This window comes from Arthrobacter yangruifuii, from assembly GCF_009192775.1.
Lineage (GTDB): Bacteria > Actinomycetota > Actinomycetes > Actinomycetales > Micrococcaceae > Arthrobacter_B > Arthrobacter_B yangruifuii.
The window spans coordinates 1063842-1087959 of sequence record NZ_VTFX01000001.1 but is presented as its reverse complement, the minus strand read 5'-3'; the positions used below and the strand labels follow the sequence as shown (position 1 = coordinate 1087959).

Here is a 24118-nt window from a genome sequence, read left to right as displayed (position 1 = left end):
ATCTACGCCCCCGCGGCCCGTGCACCGCGCCGGTCCGCCGGCGGGGGTGTCACCGGCTCTGCCGAAGTGTTTTGCCCGCCCCGGAGGCAGTGAGACCATGGAAGGGTGAGTACTCAAGCGAATTCGACGACACCCCTGCCCGAGCCCTCCGAAGGCCAGCCGCTTGAAGACCGGGTGAACAACCGGTCCCAGCGCCCCTCCTCGGAAGCCTTCAAAAAGTTCATGTCTTCCGGCTGGGCCGCGGAATCCGGCGAGCTGCCTGCACCCGACGCAGTGGCGCCGTTCGCGGTACGCCGCCGCCGCGCCCTCTCCGAGCGTTTCCCCGGTGAACGGCTGGTCATCCCGGCCGGTCCGCTGAAGGTCCGCTCCAATGACACCGACTACCGCTTCCGCGCCCACTCCGGCTTTGCGCACATGACGGGCCTCGGCCTGGACCGTGAGCCGGACGCCGTGCTGGTGATGGAGCCTGTGGAACCCGGCACCGGCGACGACGGCGGCAACCACACCGCCGTCCTGTACTTCCGTCCGCTGGCCGGCACCGACAGTGACGAGTTCTACTCCAACGCCCGCTACGGCTCGTTCTGGATCGGAGACCGTCTGGGCCTGGAAGCCGTCAGCAGCCTGATCGGCCTGCCCACCCGGCACCTTGACGAGGCGGAAACCGCCATCACCAACAACGTCGGCGATCCCCAGTTCGGCGGCATCTCCGTCCGCCTGCTGCGCAGCGTCGATGAAATGGTCGATGCCCTGGTGGACACCGTCCGCTACAACACCGCACTTGACCCGGAGAACGCCGATCTGAGCGCCCTGGACGCCCTCGACGGCGAACTCACCGAAGCCCTCTCCGAACTCCGTCTGATCAAGGACGAGTGGGAAATCGAGCAGATGAAGGCCGCCGTGGCCGCCACGGTCAACGGCTTCACCGAAGTGGTCAAGGCGTTGCCGCGGGCCATCTCCCACCCGCGCGGCGAACGCGTGGTCGAAGGCGCCTTCTTTGCCCGCGCCCGCGAAGAGGGCAATGACCTGGGCTATGACACCATTGCCGCCTCCGGCAACAACGCCACGGTCCTGCACTGGATCCGCAACAACGGCGCCGTCAACGCCGGGGACCTGCTGCTGCTCGACGGCGGCGTGGAGGCCGAGAGCCTTTACACCGCGGACGTTACCCGCACCCTGCCGGTCAACGGCACCTACACCGAGGTCCAGCGCAAGGTGTACCAGGCGGTCCTCGACGCCGCTGACGCCGGATTCGAAGCCGCCAAGCCGGGGGCGAAGTTCCGCGACGTGCACGCCGCCGCAGTCAAGGTCCTCGCCGAACGCCTGGATGCCTGGGGCCTGCTGCCTGTACCCCTGGAGGAAGCCCTCTCCCCCGAAGGCCAGCAGCACCGCCGGTGGATGCCGCACGGCGTCAGCCACCACCTGGGCATGGACGTGCATGACTGCGCCCAGGCCCGTGCCGAACTGTATCTGGACGGAACCATCACCGAGGGCATGGTCTTCACCATCGAACCCGGTCTCTACTTCAAGGACACCGACCTTTCGGTGCCCGAGGAATACCGCGGCATCGGCGTGCGGATCGAGGACGACGTCCTCATCACCGCCGACGGTCCCGTGAACCTCAGCAGCGCCCTGCCGCGCAAGCCAGGCGAGGTCGAGGACTGGATGGCGGGCATCTACGCCGCCGAGTAACCTTCCGGGAAGGCATCCCGCCGGCAGGGTCCGCATCCTCAGAGGATGCGGACCCTGCTGCGTTCCTGCCGGGCGGTGCGCCGGGTTCCTTGCCTGCTGACTCGGCCGCAGTGCGGTCACCGCACCACACGCACCAGCCCTACACCGGTACCCGTCGGGGAACGAACGACGGGACCGCCGAGAACGCTCAAGGCCCGCACCCTGAAGGCGAGTTCTAGCGGTCATTGCAATGCCTCCGGAGCCCCTCGTTCTTCCAACCTCGGACAGGACAACCAGGCACACAGGAGCCGCCGCCCTCGGCGCAGCCGAAGGCTCCACTGTCTTAACCGGACGGCCGGCTGATCTCTCTCGTAAGCGCCCTCTGCGGGACCCTGCCAAATACCTAATTCCGGCCCATGCAGGCCAGGATTCGGCATCCGCTCCAAATCGACCGCCTGAATGCACTCCGAGGTAGGAAGAATTGGAGGGCTACTCGCGGTTTCTGCCGCTACGGCTCGATTCCGCACTTGCTCGATCGCTCGCATAACCTGCTAGTTCGATCCAGTACCTTCGCTTGACGCCAAGTTCCGTGTTGCGTATGTCTTCAAGGACACCGCCGTTTTTCTCTATTGTTCGTGCTGACGGCAGGTTCTGCTCATCGCAGGTAAGCAGTACCCGCGTCAGGCAGATACTGCGGGCGTGAGGGAGGATGGCTTGAAGGGCCCATGTTGCGATGCCACGTCCGCGAGCTGATGGCCGGACGCTATAGCCAATATGACCGACCGCCTCCAACATGAAAGGCGTAAGTACGTGCCGGAGTTCGATAGCTCCGAGGTACGTGTCGTGCTCAATGACCCAGAACCTACTCGTGTTCACTTGCACCCCACTGAACAGCATAAGAGGGTCGTTTTGCATGGCGAGGCGCCTTACCCAGGCTTCGAAGTCCTCAATGGCTTCGAATCGATCACCAGGGCGGATACCCGCACCATCCTGATGCCCGCCGCCCCACTCTCCCTTAGCGTCTAGCCATGACTTATGAAAGGTGACCGTCGGGCGGGCAAGTATGGGCATGAAGCGGAGCCTATCAAGACTCACTCGGGCACTCGACCCATGGATAAGGGGCGTATCCGCTCGGAGAACCCCGACGGCGTCATGGCCACTCGGGTCGCCTGGGGGATGCTCCGCGGATAGTGCGTCCAGGTCAGTGCTAACCAGCCACAGTGAGGGCCTCGACAATCCGGCCAGCAGTCTACGCCCGTTAGCCGGTCCCTCTCCGGATACAAGACATCCACTTTCAGGAGGCTCTCAGCTGCTGGGAAGCGAATGGCAAGCCGGTTTTTTTACTGTGTGCTCTATGAGAACTTCCAGAACCACCGATACCCTGTCCGCGCCATCGTTGGTACGACGGCGTTCCCTGCGGGCCGTCTCACTCCTCCTGACAGGCGGCCTCGCCCTGACCGGCTGCGCCGACGTCGCTTCCACCTCCGGCGCGGCGTCCCCCTCTGCGGTGAGTGGCACGAGCAGCAGCACGGCGGCGGACCCGAAACCTGGCGCGGGAACGACGTCCTCGACGACAACCGAGGAGACGATTTCCTCCACGTCAGCTGCGGCTGAGGCGTTCCTGGGGACGCTGAGCGATGAGCAACGCGAGACGGTCCTGTACGACTACGACGACGCGACGAAAACAACATCCTGGTCAAACTTCCCCGTGACCTTCGTCCAGCGCGCCGGTCTGAATCTCGCCGACCTGACCGACGAGCAGAAGACCGCAGCATTGGCGGTCCTGCAGGCGCTGCTCAGCGACGAAGCGTACAACACCGTGTCCGGCATTATGGGCGGTGACGAGTACCTGCAGCAGAGCAGCAGCAGCACCGAACAGTCGCTCGGCCAGTACTACATCGCCTTCTTCGGCGACCCGTCTGACACCAGCGCGTTCGAAGTGCAGTTCGGCGGCCATCATCTCGGTATCAACGCGACCCTCGACGGCGCTACTGACTCGATCACATTCGCGCCCACCCACCTGGGTGTGCAGCCTGCCGCCTACACCGACGCCGGCGGCAACGAAGTGCGGCCGTTCGACGGCATCTATACCGATGCGTTCGCCTTCTTTGACAGCTTGACGGAGGGACAGCAGGCGACGATCACCTCGGGCGACGTCAGCATGTGTGCACCTGGCGATACCTGTGATTTCGACGCCGGAGCCGGCCTCACCGGCGCCGATCTGACCAACGCGCAGAAGCAGTTGCTCCTCGATCTCATCGTGAATTGGTCCGGTATGGCTGACGAGCAGACCACTGCCGACTCCCGGGCGAAGATCGAGGCCACACTCGATGACACCGTCATCGCGTGGTCCGGGGAGACCACATACGACATGAGCACCGGGGACGGCATCTCGTTCTCGATCTCCGGGCCGGACGTTTACGTCGCCTTCCAAGCGCAGCAGGGCTCGGCAGGCGCAGATGTCGAAGGAGTGTCCACCTCCGGCTGGGGACACGTCCACACCATCTACCGCGACCCCACGAACGACTATGCCAACAGCGTGACGCAGCAGGCTGCCTCCGGTATGGGTGGCGGCACCGGTCCCGGCGGCGGCCCGCCCGGCGGCGGAACCCCGCCCAACGGTGGCCCACCCTCGAACTAGGTTCTCAACCGAGCGGAGGCGCCCGACAGGCTCCGGACTGTCGGGCGATTCCGCGGTCCGGCGAAGGGTGAGCGACATGCCCCACTGTGAGTCACAGCGGAAAATGCCGGTCCACCTGGACAAAACCGCAGGAACAGTACCTGTTGGTCCGTTTTCAATGACTAACCACCGCTGATGAGCAGTTCGTAACCCTTCCCTCAGTGGTACAAACGGATCGAGATCGGTCATCGGGAGGACGATTTGGTGATGTACGGGCCTATCAACTGTCGGGACTCTCGTTGATCGGAGGAACGGTATGTCCGGCTGGTTCAGCTGGAGGTCATAGAAGTGTTCCCACCAGGTAACCGGCGGCGGCGGCAATTGTGCTGAGGATAAGCATGCCGAGCCCATTGGCCAGGGCAGGCAGGACGCGGTGTTCCTGAGCAAGACGGATGGTTTCGAAGCTGGCGGTGCTGAAGGTGGTGTATCCGCCGAGCAGCCCTGTGCCAATGATCAGCCTTGCAGGGTCGGGCAGCAGCAGGGTGGCCGCCATTCCGGTGACGATTCCCAGGAGCAGGGAACCGGTGACGTTGATGAACGTGGTGCCGACCGGATAAGAAATTTGGGTGCGGGCTTTGATGATCCCGTCGAGTATGAACCGCAGCGCTGCGCCCAGCCCGCCCGCGGCGCAGATCCCGGCGAAGAGCAGCGGTGTCACTGGTTTTCCTTTCGGTTTCGGGCAGTCCCGGCGGCGATCCCCGCGAAGGAAGCCGCGGCACCCAACAGCACGGTGCCAAGGGCATAACCCACCGCCCCTGCGGGATGGTGGTGCAGGAGCAGGGCGGTATCGGTGGCCAACGCGCTGTAGGTTGTGAAGCCACCCAAGACACCGGTACCACCGAACAAGCGCAGAGCCCGGCGCCGGCCCGTGTCGTCGCCGCGGCTTAGCAGGGATTGAAGGAGAAAACCCAGAACGAAAGCACCGAAGATATTAATCCCGGCAATGATGAAGGGGACCCCTTCCTCCCCGGGAGGGGGAAACAGCAGGGACAGCCCTTGACGCAGCCCGGTTCCGGCGGCCCCGCCGGCGGCAACGAGGGCGACATACCGCCATTGCACATGCGCCGGTGGAGGCGCGTCCGCAGCGTTGTCGTCTGCACCGTCGATATCGACCGGCAGCTGCGCAGTGTCAATCTGTTGTCTTTCGGGGAACTGGCTGTGCCAGCCTCGGCCTTGTGCAGCGTCCGGGTGGGCGCCGGCATGGTCGTGCAAGTCAGGTTCCTCCTTGTTTCGGTCCGGATGTTCCATGCCTCGTGCCCAAAGTGCTGGTGGCACCAAATATTTCGTGGTCGGAGACATTAGGCAGATAGCGCCGGGGCGGGTTTGGTTTAGCATCCGGGCGTGAGAAAACCATGGGTCCAAGGGTGTCCAGCGGTATTGCGGTGCGCTGGGTGCAGCATCATTGTTGCCCACACGCCGGGCCTTCCCAGAGTGAGGATCCTCCTGCGGGGGATTCTGAGCAGTGACGAGTACGGGGCGGCGCTGGCGATCCGTGCACCCAAGACGCGTGCCAGATTCGCAGCGGTTTCCATGGCGTCAGGTTCTTGCTCTGGGCCCACGCCCAGGAGCAGTGGCACCGGCTGGCCGATGGGGTTCGATTTCACGGTCGTCATTTCCTATCTCTGGGCATGCAAATGCTGAGATAGGGACTGTTGTCGGCGTATATGCCGAGGTTGGTTCCGGTGAGCCCCACCGCCGTGACACCATAAGTTACCGGTATCGCTTTCATCCTCTCATGCTCGCTCGCTCCCTCAATCCGCGCGGTTGAGGGTTGGTTTTTCGACGACTGTCCTTATCCCATTACCGCTAGTACGCCGAAGGCAGGAGTCCCCTGCAGTATCTGGCGATTCAGGCCACCACCAGCAACCCGCTACTGCCGACGACGGCCCGACACAGGGAGAGTCCACATCATGTCCAGTCCCAAGCCTCAGGTCCTGGTCGGTGTCGCAATCGGGAATACTTTTGCCGCCGTGATCGAGGAAGCGGCAGCGTTCGCCGAGCATTTCGGGGCAGATTTGGTTTGCGCCAATGTAGATGACTCCAGTGAGAAGGTCGAGGAACGGCCTGACGGCTCGGTGGTGTCGGCACCCATCAACCCGGACCTGCCCTTCGAAAAGACCGAGGTTTTTGATCCCAGGCTGCGTGCAGGAATCGCGGAAATCTTGGACCCGCGGCCCGTAAAATGGTCCGTCCGCGCGCTGGCGGGTGGTCCAGGGCAGGAACTCGCCCGGCTGGCCGGTGAGCTGGATGCGATCATGATCGTGGTCGGCACGCGCGAATCCAGTGTCCGGGGTGAAGTTGAAAAGTTTCTTAACGGTTCAGTTGCGGTGCATCTCGCCCACCACCAACGCCGTCCGGTTGTGATGGTCCCGCTACACCCGGTTATAGACGATGCCGACCTACCTTGGAAAAGGGAGGAGTAAATCAGAGACACTCATCCTGCTTCTCGGCGCACCGAGTCGCGCTCAGAGGTTGCCCCGTATGCAAAGGGAGCACCATCTGCCCGCAAGCCGGTCCAGCACCGCTACACCCTCCACAGCCGGCAGCTTTGCGCGTTCATTCCGCGCATCCACCACAGCATCCGAGCGGCACCATAACCTGGCGCCCCAAACTTATAGGCGGTTACTTCGTGCTGTTCGGGTGGTGAGTATGGACGTCGGTAAGGACCACTGACCGTTCATCCCCGTAGAACCAGATCCGGGCACCGTTGCTCAATTCGTACTGTCGCCTCCGGTGCGTCTTTCCGGCGCGGGTGATGAATTCCAAGTCTCCCTTCATCCCGTGGCAGGTCGTGTCATCTGCCAGCGGATCGACAGTAAGACGTTCCCAGGCGGCCACGACGGCATTGCCCTGCGTGGCTAAAACATCCGTCCCACCCTGCTGGGCGTTGCTGGTGCCGAAAGTGATCTGGTACTCACTGCGGCGTAGCGGGCGGGGTACGGATGTTTGCCTCGGGCTCATCCGCGGGGATCTTCGACGGTTGCCGGTTCATCCAGCCAATCGAGCTGGTCGTCATGCGTGTGGCCGGCAGCGACAGCTTCGGCAGTAGCTTTCCATGCGGCGTGAACAATAAAGAGCCGGTCGAAACTGGAAATCGCGGCACAGGCACGGGCGACCTCAACGATTTCCGCCGCGAACGCCTCTCGCTGTTCCCCGGGCAGGAAACCCAGCCAGGGGAAGGGGCCCAGCAGGCGAAACGTGAAGCTCTCCTCCCCCGGAGCCAGCGAGGTCGCCACCGTACCGAGGCCCGCAGGCGCAATAATCAGCCAGCTGCTCGTCGCATGCCCAGCTCGGCTATGAACTCTTCAGCACGAGCCAGATTGAGGGCGAGCTTGTCCCGCTTGCGTTCGGCCTCCGCTATGAACGCGTCGAGCTCGTCCCGCTCGGCGCGATGATCACCTGCTGTGGCCAGCGTGTCGACGATCTGCAGCAGCTCCGTCATCTCCTACAGCGTGAAACCTTGAGGCTTCATAGAACGGATCACTAAGAGGCGTTCCAGAAGCCACGGCATCGATTACTTCATCGCCGCCGTGATCCTCGCGGGGATCTTCCAGATCATTCTGGGCGTGCTCGGAGTGGCGAAGCTGATGCGATTCATCCCGCGGTCGGTCATGGTGGGCTTCGTCAACGCCCTGGGGATCCTGATTTTCATAGTCCCAGGTTCCCGAACTGCTCGGCGTTCCCTGGCTCGTCTACCCACTGACCGCACTTGGCCTGCTGATCGTCTTCGGACTGCCAAAACTCACCAACGCATCGTCTTCCCCTTCGCGCTGGCCATGGCCTTCGTCGGGCTGCTCGAATCACTCATGACCGCCAAACTGGTTGATGACGTCACCGACACCCGGTCCAACAAAACCCGGGAATCCTGGGGCCAGGGAGCAGCGAACATCATCACCGGGTTCTTCGGCGGCATGGGCGGCTGCGCCATGATCGGCCAGACGATGATCAACGTAAAGGCCTCCGGCGCCCGCACCCGGATCTCCACCTTTCTCGCCGGCCTGTTCCTGCTGATCCTCGTCGTCGCACTCGGAGACATCGTGGCCCTGATCTCAATGGCCGCCCTGGTGGCCGTGATGATCTTCGTATCCATCGCCACGTTCGACTGGCACAGCATCCGCCCGTCCACCCTGAAAATGATGCCCAAGAGCGAAACCATCGTCATGCTCGCCACCGTCGTCGTCACCGTCGCCACCCACAACCTCGCCATCGGCGTCGGCATCGGCGTGCTCACTGCAATGGTTCTCTTCGCTAACCGAGTGGCCCACTTCGTAAGCGTCGAGCGGACGATCGAGAAGCGGGACGGGAAGGAAACCGCAACCTACACGGTGACCGGTGAACTGTTCTTCGCCTCCTCCAACGACCTGTACACGCAGTTCGAGTACGCCCACGACCCGCAGATAATAATCATCGATATGCACGCCTCACATCTCTGGGACGCCTCGACCATCGCAGCGCTGGACGCGATCACGGAGAAATACCGTCGACAGGGCAAGCATGTGGAAATTACCGGGCTGAACGATGCCAGCGTGCTGATGCGCACCCGCATGGCCGGAAAGCTTGGCGGCGGTCACTAGATTCGAACGCGGATCCAACGAGAACACCAACGGGTTGCTGCGCCGGTACTTCCCCAGGACGCCGGTCTCTCCGTCCATAGCGTCGAAGAACTGGAACACGTCGCCGAGCAGCTCAACGGGCGGCGTCCACGCAAAACGCTCGGCTGGGAAACCCCAACCGAGCGTTTTGCGTGACTTACTATTGACCGCCTGGCCACCAGGTGTTGCAGCGGTTCCTAGAATCCAAGGAGCGGGTGCGGGCCTTGTGACGTCCGGCGGTCGCCGGCAAACCCTATTGGCGGGGCTGCTCGTCACCGGGGGTGTTGCCGCCCGGCTGCACGCCGTGGCTGCCGGAGGCTTCGGGTGCCTTGTCCAGACCGGGCGCTGACCCCGAAGCGGGCTGCGCAGGCACTGATCCCGGGACCGGCTGGGCGGACCCGGACTGCGCGGAATCCGGTTGCACGGCGGGCTGGGCGGGACGGCGGACACCGTACTGCGGGCGGCCGTCGGGAAGGTCCGGGAACTGGCCCCGCGGCGTCGTGCCGGTGCGGCCGGCTGCTGCCGAATCCGTTCCGGCTGCGGGCTGCCGGCCGGCCGGAGCCTGCCCGGCGGGCTCGGAGTCCGGGGCGGGGTTCCCGTACGGCTTGGCCCAGCCCGAGGGCCGTTCCGGTGCCTGCGGTCCGCCGGCCGGCGGGCGCAGCGCGTCGGGGCGGGTGCCTGCGGACTGCGGATGCCCTGCCTGGCCGACCATGGGCAGCCTGTGCAGCAGCTGCCGGGCGTCATTGGCGGCCTCATGGGCCACCACCACGTCATAGCTGGTGGCGATCACCTGGCTGGTGGAGGTGAAGTCCCGGCGCCCGCGCTGCAGGGCATAGGCCAGGACGCCGAAGAGCAGCCAGAACACGGCACCCAGGGCCATGGACGGAATAAGGGAGATGGCTGCGGCGCTGCCCCCGAACAACATCAGGGCCAGTCCGACGAAAAGTCCGAACCAGGCGCCCGTGGCCGCACTGGATAGCGCCACGCGGGGATAGGTCAGCCGGCCGGTCACCCGTTCAACGGATTTGAGCTCATTGCCGACAATCGAGACCAGCTGGACCGGGAACTTGCTGTCCGCAAGGTAGTCCACGGCCTTCTGGGCATCGAGGTAGGCCGTGTACCGGCCCACCGTTTCACCCTTCGGCAGGCTGCGGCCCGCATCGTGCGGAGGAGTGGCACCAAATAGGTTCGACATTGCTCCATTCTCGCGCATCCACGCCAAAGAAGGGCAACGTATCGCTCGCAGTGAACGGGCACCCGTCGGCGTACCTCTTAATACGGCGTTAGCAGCGGGCACAAAGTAGCCTAAGAACGTGAGCACAAATCCAACCCGAGTCTTTATTGCGCGCCTGCTCGGCCTCGACGTCTTCGATCCCCTGGGCGACCGTCTCGGCCGGCTGCGCGATGCCGTTGTGCTTGACCGCGGCCCGGGCCTGCCGCCCCAGGCCGTGGGCATTGTGGTGGAGGTTCCCGGCAAGAAACGCGTCTTCGTCCCCCTCACCCGGATTACCTCCATGGATCCGGGTCAGATCATCTGCACGGGCCTGGTCAACCTCCGCCGCTTTGAACAGCGCGGGGCCGAGATGCTGGTGGTCGCGGAACTCTTCGACCGGCGTGTGAAGCTGCGCGATGGCAGCGGTGACGCCACCATTGAGGACATCGCCATTGAGCAGAACCGCGCCGGGGACTGGTATGTCTCCAATCTCTTCGTCCGCCGCGGCGGCTCCCCTTCCCGGCTGCGGTCCCTGCGCCGGCGCGGCGAGCAGATGATCCTGGATTGGAAGGACATTGCGCACTGGGACGCCACCGGCCCCCAGGCCGCCACGTCCTTCGTCGCCCAGAATGACGATCTGAAGGCGGCGGACTTTGCCGATGCCCTGCATGAAATGAGCGGCAAGCGCCGGATCGAGGTAGCCAGCGAGCTGCAGGATGAACGCCTGGCGGACGTCCTCCAGGAACTTCCGGATGATGACCAGGTCCAGATCCTGCAGTCCCTCGACGTCGAACGCGCAGCCGATGTCCTCGAGGAAATGGACCCCGACGACGCCGCGGACCTCCTCAACGAACTGCCCGAGGAGCAGAAGGAAGAGCTCCTGGCCCTGATGGAGCCCGAAGACGCCCGGGATGTGCGGCGCCTGCTGAACTACGAGGAAGACACCGCCGGGTCGCTGATGACCCCGGTGCCGGTGATCCTGCCGCCCGAGGCCACCGTGGCCGAGGCCCTCGCCCATGTGCGCCGGGAAGAGCTCACGCCGGCGCTGGCTTCGTCCATTTACGTCTGCCGGCCGCCGCTGGAAACCCCCACGGGTAAATACCTCGGCGTGGTGCATATCCAGCAGCTGCTGCGCTCGGCACCGCCTGAGGCCTTGGGCAACATCCTGGATACGGACCTGGAACCGGTCCGCGACTACGCCACCATCAGCGAAGTGTCGCGGATGCTGGCCACCTACAACCTCAATTCACTGCCGGTTATCAGCGACGCCGGCCGCCTCGTCGGTGCGGTCACAGTGGACGACGTGCTGGACCATCTGTTGCCGGATGACTGGCGCATCAACGATGAAACCGGCCCGACAACGCAGCAGGGAAGGACACATGGCTGAGAAAATCAAGTCAACCACCACCGGCCTCGACACTCCCCGTTCTGCACGAACCCGATGGCTGCCGCGGCTCTCCCCGAACCCCGATGCATTCGGCCATGCCACGGAGAATTTTGCCCGGTTCATGGGCACCCCGCAGTTCCTGGTCTACATGACGGTCTTCTGCATCGTGTGGCTGGCATGGAACACCTGGGGTCCCGAAGCGGCCCGTTTTGACAGCGCCGCCCTGGGCTTCACCGTCCTGACGCTGATGCTTTCGCTGCAGGCCTCCTACGCCGCTCCCCTGCTGCTGCTGGCCCAGAACCGCCAGGATGACCGGGACCGCGTCTCCGTCCGGCAGGACCGTGAACGCGCTGAGCGCAACCTGATGGACACCGAGTACCTCACCCGGGAAATTGCCGAACTGCGGATCGCCCTGCGCGAGGTTGCCACCCGCGACTATGTCCGGTCGGAAATCCGCTCCCTGCTGGAAGAGCTTCTGGAAGCCGGCGATGACCGCGAGGACGGTGGAACGCGGAGGCGACGGCGCACCCCGGACAGCACCGACGGCATGCCGAAACTGAATCCCGGCGGAAGGGAACGCTAAGGCCGTGCCAGTTTCCGAATCGGCTTCCGCCTTGGAAGCGCAGGTGCGCCGCGCCCTGGACACCGTCCAGGACCCGGAGCTGCGCCGTCCCATCACCGAACTGGGGATGCTCAAGGACGTGAGCATCGATGCCTCCGGCGCCGTAGCGGTGGAGGTTCTGCTGACTATTGCCGGTTGTCCGCTGCGCGGCACCATCACGGCCGACGTCGAGCGGGCACTGTCCGCGGTGCCCGGGGTCGGTGCCGTGAGCGTGACCCTCGATGTGATGACCCCGGAGCAGCGCGCCGCGCTCAAGGACCGGCTGCGCGGCGGCGATCCGGTGCGGACCATTCCCTTCAACCGGCCGGATTCCCTGACCCGGGTGTATGCCGTAGCCAGCGGCAAGGGTGGTGTGGGCAAGTCCAGCGTCACCGTCAACCTGGCCGCGGCCATGGCAGCGCAGGGACTGCGGGTGGGGATTGTCGACGCCGATGTGCACGGCTTCTCCGTTCCGGGCCTGCTCGGCATTACCCGCCCGCCCACGCGTGTGGACGAGATGATCCTTCCTCCGGTGGCCTACGGCATCAAGACCATTTCCATCGGCATGTTCGTGGACGGCAACCAGCCGGTGGCCTGGCGCGGACCCATGCTGCACCGCGCGCTGGAACAGTTCCTGACCGATGTGTATTTCGGTGACTTGGATGTGTTGTTCCTGGATCTTCCTCCGGGCACCGGGGATATCGCCATTTCCGTCGGACAGCTGCTGCCGGGATCCGAGATCCTGCTGGTGACCACTCCGCAGAGCGCCGCGGCGGACGTCGCCGAGCGGGCGGGCAGCGTCGCCCGGCAGACCGGGCAGAAGGTCACCGGCGTGATCGAGAACATGTCCTGGCTGGCGCTGCCCGGCGGAGAACGCCTGGAGGTCTTCGGTTCCGGCGGAGGCGCTGCGGTCTCCGGACGGCTCGGCGACACCCTGGGGTATCCCGTTCCGCTGCTGGGCAGCATCCCCCTCGACGTTGCGCTTCGGGAGGGCGGCGACGGCGGCCTGCCGGTGGTCCTGGCCGATGCCGGCGCGGACGGGGCGCCGGATGCCGTCGACGCACAGGACAGCGGAGAGACGGCTGCGGGTGAACTGCGGCGGATAGCCCGGGAACTGGCACGCCGGCCGCGCGGCCTGGCCGGACGCAGCCTCGGAGTCAGCCCGGTTTAGGGCAGCAGACGGGGCGGTTTAGCGGCCGGCGCCTAGGTTGCTTCGATGTCGAACGGAGCGGGCTGGCCCGCACCGAGGCGTTCCAGCGGCTTCACTGCGGGAGGCCGGCCTGCTGTTCCCGGGGCCGCTGCAGGCGCCGGAGAAGGGCTGGGAGCGCCCGGGGACTGGGTGCCCGGAGCCGATGTGCCGGGCGCCGCCGACGGCCGCCCGCTGACCGGCTTGACTGCGTCGTGGACATCATCCAGCAGTGCTTCCTTGATGATGCGCCGCGGGTCATACTGGCGCGGATCCAGCTTCCGCCAGTCCACCTCGTCAATCTCCGGACCGACTTCTTCGCGCAGCTGTTCACGTGCACCCGAGGCCATCCTGCGGACTTCGCGCACCAGCCGGGCCAGCTGCGAAGCGTATTCGGGCAGGCGTTCGGGACCCAGTATCACCACGGCGATCAGTGCCAGAAGGATGAACTCGTAACCGTTGATTCCTACCACTCTTGAAGACTACCTTTTCCCGGGAGCGGGGAGCCACTTGGGGCCATGTCAGAGGCTCCAGCCGGCGCGCGTAAACATGGTGAGTCCCCGGACGATCCGCTCCATCGGCTCCGGATCCGCGCCGGAACGGGCGAGGCGGGCCGACTCGAGCATGGACAGCTCCTCCACGGCCCGGGGCAGCGATTTGACGGGCAGGCTGGACTCAAAGGTGTACGTGACGTTGCCCGCCGCGACCACCTTCTGGCCGGGATATTCATCCGAGCCGAAAACTGCGGCGCCCGCCTGCGGCCCCGCTGCGGAAAAGCCGTCCGCAGCAACGGACCTGCCGGTCACGGCGTTGATCACAGGCTGGCCGTCCTCGCCCGGCAGCGGATGCTGTTCCACGAGCCGCAGCCGCTCTCCGTCGGCGGTGAAGGTCATTTCAACCGCAGGACGCCCGTGCACCCGGAGGGAACGGGCGGACTCCAGGCTCAGCCCAAGATCCGCCAGTTCCGGGCAGGACCAGCCGTGCGCACGCAGCACCTGCAGCTGGTCCGCGGCGAGGGATCCGTTTCCCGAAACTTCCTCCCACCCGGCCGCCATGGCTGCCCTGGTACCGGTCTGTGCGGGAACCGCCAGGATGCTTCCGGCAATATAGGCGCCGCCAAGCAGCACGGCCCCCGCCGCGGCCAGCGCCCCGGCGGCAGCCAGGGCATGGCTGCGGCGGTCCAGGGTGGAGGCGTCCCGTACCGCCCCCGGTCCGGAGGAGGATTCCAGGCAGCTGGACTGTGCTGCGGCCAGTCTCCCCGTGATCCGGGCCGAAAGATCGGGCCCGGGCTGCGGCACCTTCAGTGAGCGCAGCCGGCTGCGCAGCCGGCGTTCTTCGGCCGCTGCGGCACGGCAGGAGTCGCACCGCGAAAGATGTGCCTCGATGGCCTGCTGACGTGACAGGGCCATTTCGCCGTCGATATAGCTTGCTAACTGCCGCGTGGGGTGTCGCACTCTTCAGTTGGCTCCCGCAACTCGGGGCAGTTTCAGCCGCGGGCGCGCTGCCGGACTCAGCTGCGGGTCACGGTGGGAGAGCTTTTCCTTCAGCATTGCCCGTCCGCGGTGAATCCGGGACCTGACTGTCCCCAGCTTGACGTCCAGAACACGGGCAACTTCGTCGTAGGACAGGCCCTCCAGATCACACAGGACAACGGCGGCGCGGAAATCCGGCGGAAGTTCCTCCAGGGCGCGGGCAATGTCCACGTCAAGGTTGTTGAATTCGAAGCTGCGCTCCGGGCCCGGACCGTTGCTGGGCAGCTTGCTGGAGGTTTCCTCCGTCATGCCGTCAAAACGGATCCTGCTTTTGCGGCGGGCCTGGTCCAGGAAGAGGTTGGTGGTGATGCGGTGCAGCCAGCCGTCGAGGGTGCCCGGCTGGAAGCCGGCAAGTGATCGGAAGACCCGGACGAAGACTTCCTGGGTCAGGTCCTCGGCATCGTGCTTGTTACCGGTGAGCCGATAGGCGAGCCGGTAAACCTTCGCCGAGTGTGCCTGGACCACTTCCTCCCACGTGGGTCGAACCCATTCCGCGGCCGTGTCCGCTGGTGTATCCGGCATCGTTGCCATTGTCTTCCTCCTCCCTTCCAACCTGCGCGCCAGTCCTGCATGTCCAGCTCCGGTTCATTGGTCCTTCGACGGCGGACCGGGGATTCGGGCAGGAGGTGTGGCCGCCCTGCTTACGCGATGCCGCGGCGGGGCGTGCATTTACTCTTTCCAATGTTGACCCATCAATCTGGGAGTTCTCTGTTAGCACCCCCTTCCGTACGGGGACAGTGGCGCCGGAACAGCCCGCCCGGCGGCGCTGCGTACCCGGTTAACTCCCGCTGGGCCTTAAGCTGGTTCCAGCAGGAATTCCTCCGGACCGAAAGTGATAAATCATGCGCGCCGACAAGCAGACCAGTTGGTCCTACACGGAGGCCCTGCCCACCGAGGATGAGGTGCTGATCCGCGCGCGTGAACGCTCCTACGAACTGGGAGTCAACGCCGTCTCCAGCGGAGTAGGCGCGGCGCTGACCGTCCTGGCCGCAGCCAGCAAGGCCAACACGGTGGTGGAGGTAGGTACCGGTGCGGGGGTTTCCGGCGTCTGCCTGCTGCGCGGCCTGGGCCGCAACGCGGTGCTGACCACCATTGATTCCGACGTCGACCACCTCCGTGCCGCCCGTGAGGCCTACGCCGAGGCCGGCATACCGGGAAACCGGACGCGCACCATCTCGGGCCGCGCGGCCGAGGTACTCCCCCGCCTGACCGATGCGGCGTACGACATGGTGTTCATCGACGCCGACAAGCCGTCCTTCCCGCTCTACGTCACTCAGGCGGTGCGCCTGCTCAAGCGCGGGGGGATGCTGGTGGTCAATGACGCTTTGGACCACGGCAAGGTAGCGGATCCGGCCGTCCGGGAAGCCACCACCAACACCATGCGCAAGGTGGGCAAAGCCATCCGCGACAATGAAGACCTGGTCTCGGCCCTGCTGCCCACCGGTGACGGCCTTCTGCTGGCCGTGAAAACGGCCTAGCCCGCTCCATCAAACCTGCCCGCGTGCAGGGCCCCAGGAAAGGCGCCGCATGATTGAGATCCTCAACCCCTCCGAGCTGTCCCGGGCGAGGAACACCGGCGCACTCGTCGCCGATATCCTGCAGACCATCAAGGCCCGCACCACGGCAGGGACGAATCTGCTGGACATCGATCAGTGGGCCCGGACCATGATCACCGAGGCCGGCGCCAAATCCTGCTATGTGGACTACGCGCCGTCGTTCGGACGCGGACCGTTTGCCCACTACATCTGCACGTCCGTGAATGACGCCGTGCTGCACGGCCTCCCGCATGACCGGGTGCTCGCCGACGGCGACCTGCTGACCCTGGACCTGGCCGTTTCCCTGGCCGGGATCGTAGCCGATTCGGCCATTACTTTTACCGTGGGCGGCAGCCCCTCCCCAGCGGATGCCGCCATGGTCGACGCGACGGAACGGGCCCTGGCCGCGGGAATAGCCGTAGCCCGCCCCGGCGCCCGCATCGGGGACATCTCGCACACCATCGGCTCGGTCCTCACGGAGGCCGGATATCCGGTCAATACCGAATTCGGCGGGCACGGTGTGGGCTCGACCATGCACCAGGACCCCCACATTGCGAACAACGGACGGCCCGGGCGCGGTTACAAGCTGCGTCCCGGGCTGCTGCTTGCCCTTGAGCCGTGGGTCATGGCAGATACCGCCGAACTGGTCACCGACGCGGACGGGTGGACCCTCCGCAGTGCAACGGGCTGCCGGACGGCGCACAGCGAACACACCATTGCCGTCACGTCCGGCGGAGCGGAAATCCTCACGCTGCCGCCGGCTGCACCGGGCCGCGGATAGGCTTCCCTCGGCCCGGGCGGGTCCGCCCGGCCCTACCCCTTGTCGGCAGTCCGGCCCAACCCGGCAAGGTAGGACAGCAGCAGCCGCACCCCGAACCCGGTGGCGCCCTTGGTCACCTCACGGCTGTCCTTGGTGGCACGCGAAGGCCCGGCAATATCCACATGGGCCCAGGGAACCCCTCCGGTGAACCTCTCCAGGAACAGGGCGGCAACAATCGCGCCTGCCCCGAACTTCGCCTTGACCGGCGCAATGTGGGACACATCGGCGATGTCGGAGTCCAGCACATCCGCGTACTCAGCCACCAGCGGCAGCTGCCACACGGCGTCGCCGGAGGTGCGTCCCGCCTCTTCCAGCCGGGCCAGCAGCCCCGGGGCGTTGCCGAAGAGGGCGGCGTGGTGCATTCCCAGTCCCAGGGCTGCGGCACCGGTCAGGGTGGCGACATCCACCAGCACATCCGGCGCAAGCTCGGCAGCGGCGTACGCCAGCGCATCGGCGAGGACCATCCGGCCTTCGGCATCCGTGTTCCCCACTTCCACTGTGGTCCCGTTGTAGGTGGTCACGACGTCGGCGGGCCGGTACGAGGCTGCGCCGATGGCGTTCTCCGCCAGGGCCAGCACCGCAGTGACCTTTACGGGCAGTTTCAGGGCCGCCGCCGCCTCAGCCACTGCCAGGACCGCGGCGGCACCGGCCATGTCAGTCTTCATGGTCATCATGGCATCCCGCGGCTTGAGTGAGATTCCGCCGGAATCGAAGGTGATGCCCTTGCCCACCAGGACAACGTGCGGCAGGTCCGCGCCGTCCGGCTGGTAGGTCACCTCGACCAGCCGCGGCGGATGCTCCGATCCGGAGCCGACGGCAAGCAGCCCGCCGAATCCCCCGGCCCTGAGCTCATCTTCGGCGCGGACCCGCACCGTCAGTGCGCTGCTGCCGGCAAGGCTCCGGGCCTGCTCGGCAATCCACTCCGGCGTGGCCGTATCTGCCGGGATGTTGGTCAGGTCCCGGGCGGTCCATACGGCCCGGGCGGTCACCGCGGCGCGGGCGGCCGCGCCTTCGTCCAGCCCCGTCAATTCAAGGTGCGCGGCGATCGGTGCCGGTGCGTCGGTGACGCCGGCCCGCGGCGGACGGTAACCGCCCAGCAGGAAACCCTCGAGGAAGGCCTCCTGCCGGGCCGGCTCCAGCCCGTCCACAACGCTGCCCCGGATCCGGCGGGCTCCCATGGTTGCACGGGCCAGGGCGGCGCCGGCGCTCCGCAGCGCAGCCGGCGACTCGTCGCCTGCGCCCACATAAATGAGCCTGCCGGGCAGGTCCGCCGCGTCACGGGGCGGTTCGATCACCAGGATCTCGCCGGCCCTGCCGGTCACCTTGGCGCTGCGGGCGCGTGCAGCGACGTCGGCGCCGTAGCGTACTGCGGCTTCGCCGGCGCCGCGCCGCGGCTGCGGCACCGGGTTTGCTGCCTCGTCCTCGTCCTCCCGGCCGGAACCGTCCGGCGCCGGCGTCATTGCCACGGCGAGGATGTCCACCCCTTCGGCCGGGACCGGCTGCAGTCCGCTGCCGGACTCCGCCTTTCCGGTCCGCGGGTTCAAAGCCGGCAGGGCAGTGACTTCCGGCAGCGAGGCGGTGGTGAAGGGCGACGCCGGAGCGGATCCGGTCCTAACTGAAGTCTTTGGAGGCAGCTGCATGGAATATAGGCTAGCCCGTTACGCCCAGAAGACAGTCCTTAAGCTTGCCTGCTTCTTCCACATTCAGCTCAACCACCAGCCTGCCGCCGCCGTCTATCGGCACCCGCAAAATGAGGCTGCGCCCTTCCTTCGTGACCTCCATTGGACCGTCGCCCGTCCGCGGTTTCATCGCAGCCATTTCCAGATTCCCCTTTCACAGCGTCCGGTTTATCCGGAGCACCTGTAATCCGCTGCCTGCGAAAGAACAATATCCGCCCGGCAATTGCTGTCATTATTCCGCACAAGTACCGGGCAAACGAAATTTCCTGTGTCGCGTGCCACAAACTAGGGCGGGTAATCCCCTCCGCCGGGCAATTGGGTCCAACGCCACAGCCACACCACCCACACAATCTGCAGTACCGCGAACCCTGCCGCAACGGCACCCCGGTAGGCCCGGGACGGGCTAAGCCACGCGGTGGACAGTGCCAGCGGAAACATCGGCAGCAGGAGCCGGAACGTGCTGGTCTGCGGGTTCAGGAACACCAGCAGGTACAGCAGATACGCAGCGCACCACAGCTGCAGTTCCAGTCCCAGCCGCCGGACCGGGGCCGACGTCAGGTAGAGCACGGCGGCTCCGACCAGCAGCACCAGGGCCACGGGGCCGAACAGCGGATCGAAGAGGTGCTGGGACATGGTCAGCCAGGGCTTGAACGGAACCAGGTCCCCGAATCGCCAGGCACTCTCGGTATCCGTGTAGGCGCGCAGGTCTCCCGTCCAGACCCACGCGATGACCGGCCACGCCAGCGCGGAGAACCCGGACGCCGCTGTCAGCGCGGTGAGCCGCCACGCCTCACCGGCCGGGAAATCCACCCGGTGCCGGCGCAGGAAGCGCACGGCCAGCACTGCGCCGGCGGCGAGCGCAAAGGGAACCCCCACGGGCCGGGAAAGGCACATCAGTGCTACCACCGGGATGGCTGCCAGATAGCGGCCGGATACGAACAGATACAGTGCTGCTGCGAGCAGAAGCAGGTTCAGCGACTCCGCATAGGGGATCTGCAGGATCGGTGACACGGGGAAGACCGCGACGAAGAGCACGGCCCACAGCGCTGTGCCGTGTCCGGTCCGCAGCCGGAACAGCCGGTAGATGACCAGGGACGCGGCAAACCCGGCAGCCGTGGCTGCCAGGGGCGCCAGGACGTCCCAGCCGAGGCCCGTCACGGCGTCGAGCCCCCGCACCAGCAGCGGGAACAGGGCGTAGAACGCCCATTCGTTCTCGATGGCGCTGCCGGCGGCGTCCCGCGGCACGCTGGAGGGATAACCGTCGGCAAAGATCCGCGAATACCACTCGGCATCCCAGATGTTGATGAAGCTCCAGTAGGACGGCGACGCGTCAAACCACGGGCCGGCCGGCTGGAACCGGGCGGTGGCCGCCAGGACGGCGTAGGAAAAGAGCCTGGCGGCCAGCCACAGGGCGAGGACCTGGAGGTACCAGGGCCACCGCTGGACCGCGGTGCGGGCGCTCAGCGCCGCGGCCCGGATCCGGCGGTTCGCGGACGGACGCCGGGGTACGTCAGTTTCCATGGCGGACCCAGCATCCGGCGAGGTGGTCATTGACGTAGCCCGTCGCCTGCAGCATGGCATAGGCGGTAATCGGCCCGACAAAACGGAAACCCCGCTTCTTGAGCTCCTTCGCCAGGGCGGCGGAGTCGGCAGTGGCCGCCGGAACGTCCTCAAGGGTCTGCGGCGCGGGCCGGCCCTCCGGGGCACGGTACCGGGCCAGCAGCCCGCCAAGGCTCTCGGTATCAGGCAGGGCCAGCAGCGCCCGGGCATTGTTGATCACGGCATCGATCTTCGCGCCGTTGCGCACGATGCCCGGGTCAGCCAGCAGCCTCGCCCGGTCTGCATCGCCGAAGGCCGCCACGGCCTGCGGATCGAACCCGGCGAAGGCCGTCCGGAACGCCTCACGTTTGCGCAGGATGGTGATCCAGCTGAGGCCCGACTGGAAGGCCTCCAGGCTCAGGCGTTCAAACAGTGCAGCCTCCCCCTGAACCGCCCGCCCCCACTCGGTGTCGTGGTAGTGCTGATAGTCCTCGCTGGCCAGCGCCCAGCCGCAGCGCAGCCGGCCGTCGGCACCCGGCACAGCGCTCACTTTCCGCTCCCGCCGGAGAGGGAATCCCCTGCTGCGGCTTCGAGGTCCCGGATCCGTGCATCGCGTTCCCCAAGAGCGGCGGCCAGCCGGTCCAGCACCTCGTCCACCTGGCCCATCCGGTAGCCGCGCAGTGCCACGGGAAACCGCACCCGGGCAACATCTGCCGCGGCGGGATGTTCGGGCAGCAGCACGGGCGGCAGCCGGGGGTCCGGCTCTGCCAGGCCCTGCACAGCCGTCAGGACAGCGGTTCCGGCCGACGGCGGGCGCAGCCGGCCGATGCCGAAAGCGGTGGCGAGGCCGAGCACGGCGATGGCAAGGAAGACCAGGAGGAGTGTCACAGGACAATGGTGCCAGACGCTGCGGCTTCCCCGCCGGGCCGCTGTCCGCTAGGGGGAAACGTGTCCAGCGCTGTCGGCAATCATCAGCCGCACGGCCTCCGCCGGGTCATCCACCACGTGCAGCAGCTCGAGGTCTGCTTCCCCCACCATGCCCTCGGCCAGCAGGGTCTCACGGATCCATCCCAGCAGCGGGTTCCAGAATTCGGTGCCGATCAGCACAATCGGGAACGACGTGACCTTCTGCGTCTGTACGAGGGTCATGGCCTCGAAAAGCTCATCCAGGGTTCCGAACCCGCCGGGCAGGACAATGAACCCCTGGGCGTACTTGACGAACATGGTCTTGCGGACGAAGAAGTACCGGAAGTTGACGCCCAGGTCCACCCATTCGTTCAAACCGGTCTCGAACGGAAGTTCAATGCCCAGGCCTACGGACAGGCCGTCTGCTCCGACGGCCCCCTTGTTGGCCGCTTCCATGGAGCCGGGGCCGCCGCCGGTAATCACCGCCAGTCCCGCTACGGCCAGCAGCCGGCCCACCTCTTCCCCGAGCTTGTAATAGCGCGATCCGGGCACGCTCCGGGCGGACCCGAACACGCTCACCGCCGGGCCCAGTTCGGAAAGGGTCCCGAAGCCTTCGACGAACTCGCTCTGGATCCGCAGCACGCGCCAGGGGTCGGTATGCGTGAAATGGGTGGAACCCGCCGTGTCCAGCAGGAAGCGGTCCGACTGCGGGGTCAGGGCCGCTCCCCGGCGAAGCTCTACCGGGCCACGCTTGCGCGGCTGGTCGGCGGGCAGGTGACGGGGATCATCGCTGATAGACATGCCTCTAGGCTATCCGCCATGGCGCCGGTGGCAACGCAGACTGCGGACTGCACGGAATCGCTCCGGACAGGTTGCGCTTGAGTCACAAATTACCTCCCCCGGTGGTCCCTGACACATGCCGGCAATAATCAATGGTTAGATTTTCCTTATGACCAGTGACACAACCCCAGGGACATCCGTGCCTGAATCCGCTGCACCGCTTGTTTCGCTGAAGAACGTAAACAAGCACTTCGGGGACCTCCATGTCCTGCAGAACATCAACCTCGACATTGCCCGCGGCGAGGTCGTCGTGGTGATCGGGCCCTCAGGGTCCGGCAAGTCGACCCTGTGCCGTGCCATCAACCGGCTCGAAACCATCGACGACGGCGAGATCACCGTTGACGGTGCTGTCCTGCCGGCCGAGGGCAAGGCGCTTGCCAAGCTCCGCGCCGACGTCGGGATGGTTTTCCAGTCCTTCAACCTCTTCGCGCACAAGTCCATCGTGGACAACGTGGCGCTGGGACCGGTCAAGGTCCGCAGGTCCAAGCCGGCCGAGGCGAAGAAGCTGGCCATGGAACTGCTGGAGCGCGTGGGGGTGGCCAACCAGGCCAACAAGCTTCCGGCGCAGCTGTCCGGCGGCCAGCAGCAGCGCGTGGCCATCGCCCGTGCGCTCGCCATGAAGCCGAAGGTCATGCTCTTTGACGAGCCCACTTCGGCGCTGGACCCGGAAATGATCAACGAGGTCCTGGACACCATGGTCGGGCTGGCCAAAGAGGGCATGACCATGGTGGTTGTCACCCACGAAATGGGCTTCGCCCGCAAGGCCGCTGACCGCGTCATCTTCATGGCCGACGGGCAGATTATCGAAGAAGCCACTCCCGAGGAGTTCTTCACGCATCCCAAGAGCGATCGCGCCAAGGACTTCCTGGGCAAGATCCTCTCGCACTAGACCGTCCACAGCGTTACCGGCAGTACCGCAGTACCGGGTTTCACCAGTTGGGGGAAATCCTTATGAGGCTAGGTGCCCCGTCTCCGGGAGCACCGCAATGCAAGGAGAAATCATGCGCAAGACCCGTTACGCAGCAGCAGCCATCGCTGCGGTGGCTGCCCTCACCCTGTCCGCCTGCGGCGGCGGTTCCGATTCCGGCTCAGAGTCCGGCAGCACCGAAGGCTCCGGCGAGAAGATCCGCATCGGCATCAAGTTTGACCAGCCGGGCCTGGGCTTCAAGGATGGCAGCGAGTTCACCGGCTTCGACGTCGATGTTGCCAAGTACGTGGCCAACGAGCTGGGCTACCCCGAGGACCAGATCGAGTTCATGGCGAGCCCCTCCGCACAGCGCGAGAACATGCTCGAGAATGACCAGCTGGACATGATCTTCGCGACCTACTCCATCACGGACACCCGCAAGGAAAAGGTCGCCTTCGCCGGCCCGTACTTCGTCGCCGGCCAGGACCTGCTGGTTCCTGCCGACAGCGACATCGCCGGCCCGGAGGACCTGGAAGGCAAGAACCTGTGCTCCGTCACCGGCTCCACCTCCGCCCAGAAGATCAAGGACGAGAAGGCCGCCGGCGTGAACCTCCTGGAGCAGCCGAGCTACGCCGAGTGCGTGACCGCTATGCAGGGCGGCCAGATCGACGCCGTGACCACCGATGACATCATCCTCGCCGGCCTGGCGTCCACGGACGCCAACAAGGGCAAGTTCAAGGTTGTCGGCAACCCCTTCTCCGAGGAGAAGTACGGCGTGGGCCTGCCGAAGGAAGGCGGAGTCGTCACGTGCGAGGACATCAACACCGCGATCACCAAGATGATCGATGATGGTGCCTGGGAAGAAGCCATCAAGAAGAACACCGAGGGCGCCGACTACACCTTCAACGCAGAAATGAACCCGCCGAAGATGGACGCCTGCGCCTAACAGTTCCACCGGTGCTTCGGCACCTTCCGTTACACCCCGCGGCCGGGAGGGCATTCATGCTTTCCCGGCCCGGGCTTCGTCCACCAT

26 protein-coding genes and 2 pseudogenes are annotated in these 24118 nt (G+C 65.7%); 12 read left to right on the top strand and 16 right to left on the bottom strand.

From position 1 onward, the window contains the following. Positions 1–105: 105 nt before the first annotated feature. Positions 106–1689, top strand: coding sequence for an aminopeptidase P family protein (locus GD627_RS05300; protein WP_246165317.1), 1584 nt, complete (start codon positions 106–108; stop codon positions 1687–1689). Between the two features lie 468 nt (positions 1690–2157). Here GD627_RS05300 and GD627_RS05295 read toward each other — a convergent pair whose 3' ends face one another. Then, positions 2158–2739 carry a GNAT family N-acetyltransferase gene (locus GD627_RS05295; protein ID WP_152271583.1) on the bottom strand — a complete coding sequence of 194 codons (582 nt, stop codon included), beginning with the start codon at positions 2737–2739 and terminating at the stop codon, positions 2158–2160. A 283-nt stretch (positions 2740–3022) separates the two neighbouring features. Between GD627_RS05295 and GD627_RS05290 the strand changes: the two genes are divergently transcribed. Then, entirely contained in the window at positions 3023–4309 is a 1287-nt protein-coding gene (locus GD627_RS05290) for a DUF3500 domain-containing protein (RefSeq protein ID WP_152271582.1), read from the top strand. Positions 4310–4628: 319 nt separating this feature from the next. Here the strand turns inward: GD627_RS05290 and crcB are convergent, their stop codons facing one another. Next, the gene (crcB, locus tag GD627_RS05285; protein WP_152271581.1) at positions 4629–5006 is read right to left on the bottom strand and encodes a fluoride efflux transporter CrcB; all 378 of its coding nucleotides are present in this window, start codon (positions 5004–5006) and stop codon (positions 4629–4631) included. After that, positions 5003–5596 (bottom strand): fluoride efflux transporter FluC, encoded by a 594-nt coding sequence (locus tag GD627_RS05280; RefSeq protein ID WP_152271780.1) that lies wholly within the window; start codon positions 5594–5596, stop codon positions 5003–5005. Before GD627_RS05280 ends, crcB begins: the two co-directional genes overlap by 4 nt. A 662-nt stretch (positions 5597–6258) precedes the next feature. Between GD627_RS05280 and GD627_RS05275 the strand changes: the two genes are divergently transcribed. After that, positions 6259–6771 (top strand): universal stress protein, encoded by a 513-nt coding sequence (locus GD627_RS05275; RefSeq protein ID WP_152271580.1) that lies wholly within the window; start codon positions 6259–6261, stop codon positions 6769–6771. A gap of 199 nt (positions 6772–6970) precedes the next feature. Here the strand turns inward: GD627_RS05275 and GD627_RS05270 are convergent, their stop codons facing one another. From GD627_RS05270 to GD627_RS05260, 3 genes are read right to left on the bottom strand one after another with little or no spacing between them, the layout of a single operon-like run. Further along, positions 6971–7309: a hypothetical protein gene (locus GD627_RS05270; RefSeq protein ID WP_152271579.1), complete on the bottom strand. Its 339-nt coding sequence runs from the start codon at positions 7307–7309 to the stop codon at positions 6971–6973. Further along, positions 7306–7584, bottom strand: a complete 279-nt coding sequence (locus GD627_RS05265) for a hypothetical protein (RefSeq protein WP_194265964.1) — start codon at positions 7582–7584, stop codon at positions 7306–7308. The genes GD627_RS05270 and GD627_RS05265 overlap by 4 nt, the downstream gene beginning before the upstream one ends. 26 nt (positions 7585–7610) lie before the next feature. Then, entirely contained in the window at positions 7611–7790 is a 180-nt protein-coding gene (locus tag GD627_RS05260; protein ID WP_152271578.1) for a hypothetical protein, read from the bottom strand. Between the two features lie 58 nt (positions 7791–7848). Between GD627_RS05260 and GD627_RS05255 the strand changes: the two are divergent. Continuing rightward, positions 7849–8922 (top strand): annotated as a pseudogene (locus GD627_RS05255) (SulP family inorganic anion transporter); the annotation flags it as partial. 1 nt (position 8923) lies between these two features. Continuing rightward, positions 8924–9096, top strand: a pseudogene (locus tag GD627_RS16760) (IS30 family transposase); the annotation flags it as partial. Positions 9097–9193: 97 nt separating this feature from the next. Here the strand turns inward: GD627_RS16760 and GD627_RS05245 are convergent. Further along, positions 9194–10135 carry a YflT domain-containing protein gene (locus GD627_RS05245; protein WP_194265963.1) on the bottom strand — a complete coding sequence of 314 codons (942 nt, stop codon included), beginning with the start codon at positions 10133–10135 and terminating at the stop codon, positions 9194–9196. Between the two features lie 118 nt (positions 10136–10253). Between GD627_RS05245 and GD627_RS05240 the strand changes: the two genes are divergently transcribed. The 3 genes from GD627_RS05240 to GD627_RS05230 are packed head-to-tail and all read left to right on the top strand — an operon-like array spanning position 10254 to position 13312. Further along, positions 10254–11540, top strand: coding sequence for a magnesium transporter MgtE N-terminal domain-containing protein (locus GD627_RS05240; protein WP_152271577.1), 1287 nt, complete (start codon positions 10254–10256; stop codon positions 11538–11540). Further along, entirely contained in the window at positions 11533–12123 is a 591-nt protein-coding gene (locus GD627_RS05235) for a DUF1003 domain-containing protein (RefSeq protein WP_146361326.1), read from the top strand. Before GD627_RS05240 ends, GD627_RS05235 begins: the two co-directional genes overlap by 8 nt. 4 nt (positions 12124–12127) lie before the next feature. Continuing rightward, positions 12128–13312 carry an Mrp/NBP35 family ATP-binding protein gene (locus GD627_RS05230; RefSeq protein ID WP_246165316.1) on the top strand — a complete coding sequence of 395 codons (1185 nt, stop codon included), beginning with the start codon at positions 12128–12130 and terminating at the stop codon, positions 13310–13312. Positions 13313–13344: 32 nt separating this feature from the next. Here GD627_RS05230 and GD627_RS05225 read toward each other — a convergent pair whose 3' ends face one another. From GD627_RS05225 to sigE, 3 genes are read right to left on the bottom strand one after another with little or no spacing between them, the layout of a single operon-like run. Further along, complete coding sequence (locus GD627_RS05225) at positions 13345–13800, bottom strand: twin-arginine translocase TatA/TatE family subunit (RefSeq protein WP_152271576.1); 456 nt, start codon at positions 13798–13800, stop codon at positions 13345–13347. Positions 13801–13848: 48 nt separating this feature from the next. Beyond that, entirely contained in the window at positions 13849–14781 is a 933-nt protein-coding gene (locus tag GD627_RS05220) for a zf-HC2 domain-containing protein (RefSeq protein WP_152271575.1), read from the bottom strand. Between the two features lie 3 nt (positions 14782–14784). Beyond that, positions 14785–15381, bottom strand: coding sequence for an RNA polymerase sigma factor SigE (sigE, locus tag GD627_RS05215; RefSeq protein WP_425481881.1), 597 nt, complete (start codon positions 15379–15381; stop codon positions 14785–14787). A gap of 320 nt (positions 15382–15701) precedes the next feature. Here sigE and GD627_RS05210 point away from each other — a divergent pair, with 320 nt between their 5' ends. Next, the gene (locus GD627_RS05210; RefSeq protein WP_146361317.1) at positions 15702–16337 is read left to right on the top strand and encodes an O-methyltransferase; all 636 of its coding nucleotides are present in this window, start codon (positions 15702–15704) and stop codon (positions 16335–16337) included. A gap of 49 nt (positions 16338–16386) precedes the next feature. Beyond that, positions 16387–17175 (top strand): type I methionyl aminopeptidase, encoded by a 789-nt coding sequence (map, locus tag GD627_RS05205; RefSeq protein ID WP_152271573.1) that lies wholly within the window; start codon positions 16387–16389, stop codon positions 17173–17175. Between the two features lie 32 nt (positions 17176–17207). On the opposite strand, the gene GD627_RS05200 is transcribed toward map, so the two are convergent. The 6 genes from GD627_RS05200 to GD627_RS05175 all read right to left on the bottom strand — a co-directional run bounded on the left by GD627_RS05200 (position 17208) and on the right by GD627_RS05175 (position 22139). Next, positions 17208–18854 carry a leucyl aminopeptidase family protein gene (locus GD627_RS05200; protein WP_246165315.1) on the bottom strand — a complete coding sequence of 549 codons (1647 nt, stop codon included), beginning with the start codon at positions 18852–18854 and terminating at the stop codon, positions 17208–17210. A 10-nt stretch (positions 18855–18864) separates the two neighbouring features. Continuing rightward, a complete protein-coding gene (locus GD627_RS05195) occupies positions 18865–19032 on the bottom strand; it encodes a DUF3117 domain-containing protein (protein WP_146361313.1) in 168 nt (55 codons plus the stop codon). Positions 19033–19178: 146 nt separating this feature from the next. Beyond that, positions 19179–20414 (bottom strand): hypothetical protein, encoded by a 1236-nt coding sequence (locus GD627_RS05190; protein ID WP_152271572.1) that lies wholly within the window; start codon positions 20412–20414, stop codon positions 19179–19181. Beyond that, a complete protein-coding gene (locus GD627_RS05185; protein ID WP_194265983.1) occupies positions 20404–20973 on the bottom strand; it encodes a DNA-3-methyladenine glycosylase I in 570 nt (189 codons plus the stop codon). Before GD627_RS05185 ends, GD627_RS05190 begins: the two co-directional genes overlap by 11 nt. A gap of 5 nt (positions 20974–20978) precedes the next feature. Beyond that, positions 20979–21320 carry a DivIVA domain-containing protein gene (locus GD627_RS05180; RefSeq protein WP_152271570.1) on the bottom strand — a complete coding sequence of 114 codons (342 nt, stop codon included), beginning with the start codon at positions 21318–21320 and terminating at the stop codon, positions 20979–20981. Between the two features lie 48 nt (positions 21321–21368). Continuing rightward, the gene (locus tag GD627_RS05175) at positions 21369–22139 is read right to left on the bottom strand and encodes an LOG family protein (protein WP_152271569.1); all 771 of its coding nucleotides are present in this window, start codon (positions 22137–22139) and stop codon (positions 21369–21371) included. 148 nt (positions 22140–22287) lie between these two features. Here GD627_RS05175 and GD627_RS05170 point away from each other — a divergent pair, with 148 nt between their 5' ends. Next, complete coding sequence (locus GD627_RS05170) at positions 22288–23067, top strand: amino acid ABC transporter ATP-binding protein (RefSeq protein ID WP_152271568.1); 780 nt, start codon at positions 22288–22290, stop codon at positions 23065–23067. 112 nt (positions 23068–23179) lie between these two features. Further along, positions 23180–24031 carry a glutamate ABC transporter substrate-binding protein gene (locus tag GD627_RS05165; RefSeq protein WP_146361301.1) on the top strand — a complete coding sequence of 284 codons (852 nt, stop codon included), beginning with the start codon at positions 23180–23182 and terminating at the stop codon, positions 24029–24031. Positions 24032–24118: the final 87 nt, after the last annotated feature.

Excerpts from the sequence above, each read along its gene's own strand:
- GD627_RS05235 (WP_146361326.1), top strand. The coding sequence starts at position 11,533 with ATGGCTGAGAAAATCAAGTCAACCACCACCGGCCTCGACACTCCCCGT.
- GD627_RS05165 (WP_146361301.1), top strand. The coding sequence starts at position 23,180 with ATGCGCAAGACCCGTTACGCAGCAGCAGCCATCGCTGCGGTGGCTGCC.
- GD627_RS05245 (WP_194265963.1), bottom strand. The coding sequence starts at position 10,135 with ATGTCGAACCTATTTGGTGCCACTCCTCCGCACGATGCGGGCCGCAGC.
- map (WP_152271573.1), top strand. The coding sequence starts at position 16,387 with ATGATTGAGATCCTCAACCCCTCCGAGCTGTCCCGGGCGAGGAACACC.
- GD627_RS05280 (WP_152271780.1), bottom strand. The coding sequence starts at position 5,596 with ATGGAACATCCGGACCGAAACAAGGAGGAACCTGACTTGCACGACCAT.
- GD627_RS05290 (WP_152271582.1), top strand. The coding sequence starts at position 3,023 with ATGAGAACTTCCAGAACCACCGATACCCTGTCCGCGCCATCGTTGGTA.
- GD627_RS05210 (WP_146361317.1), top strand. The coding sequence starts at position 15,702 with ATGCGCGCCGACAAGCAGACCAGTTGGTCCTACACGGAGGCCCTGCCC.
- GD627_RS05295 (WP_152271583.1), bottom strand. The coding sequence starts at position 2,739 with ATGCCCATACTTGCCCGCCCGACGGTCACCTTTCATAAGTCATGGCTA.
- GD627_RS05195 (WP_146361313.1), bottom strand. The coding sequence starts at position 19,032 with ATGGCTGCGATGAAACCGCGGACGGGCGACGGTCCAATGGAGGTCACG.
- GD627_RS05190 (WP_152271572.1), bottom strand. The coding sequence starts at position 20,414 with ATGGAAACTGACGTACCCCGGCGTCCGTCCGCGAACCGCCGGATCCGG.
- GD627_RS05175 (WP_152271569.1), bottom strand. The coding sequence starts at position 22,139 with ATGTCTATCAGCGATGATCCCCGTCACCTGCCCGCCGACCAGCCGCGC.
- sigE (WP_425481881.1), bottom strand. The coding sequence starts at position 15,381 with ATGCCGGATACACCAGCGGACACGGCCGCGGAATGGGTTCGACCCACG.
- GD627_RS05200 (WP_246165315.1), bottom strand. The coding sequence starts at position 18,854 with ATGCAGCTGCCTCCAAAGACTTCAGTTAGGACCGGATCCGCTCCGGCG.
- GD627_RS05270 (WP_152271579.1), bottom strand. The coding sequence starts at position 7,309 with ATGAGCCCGAGGCAAACATCCGTACCCCGCCCGCTACGCCGCAGTGAG.
- GD627_RS05275 (WP_152271580.1), top strand. The coding sequence starts at position 6,259 with ATGTCCAGTCCCAAGCCTCAGGTCCTGGTCGGTGTCGCAATCGGGAAT.
- GD627_RS05260 (WP_152271578.1), bottom strand. The coding sequence starts at position 7,790 with ATGACGGAGCTGCTGCAGATCGTCGACACGCTGGCCACAGCAGGTGAT.
- GD627_RS05170 (WP_152271568.1), top strand. The coding sequence starts at position 22,288 with ATGACCAGTGACACAACCCCAGGGACATCCGTGCCTGAATCCGCTGCA.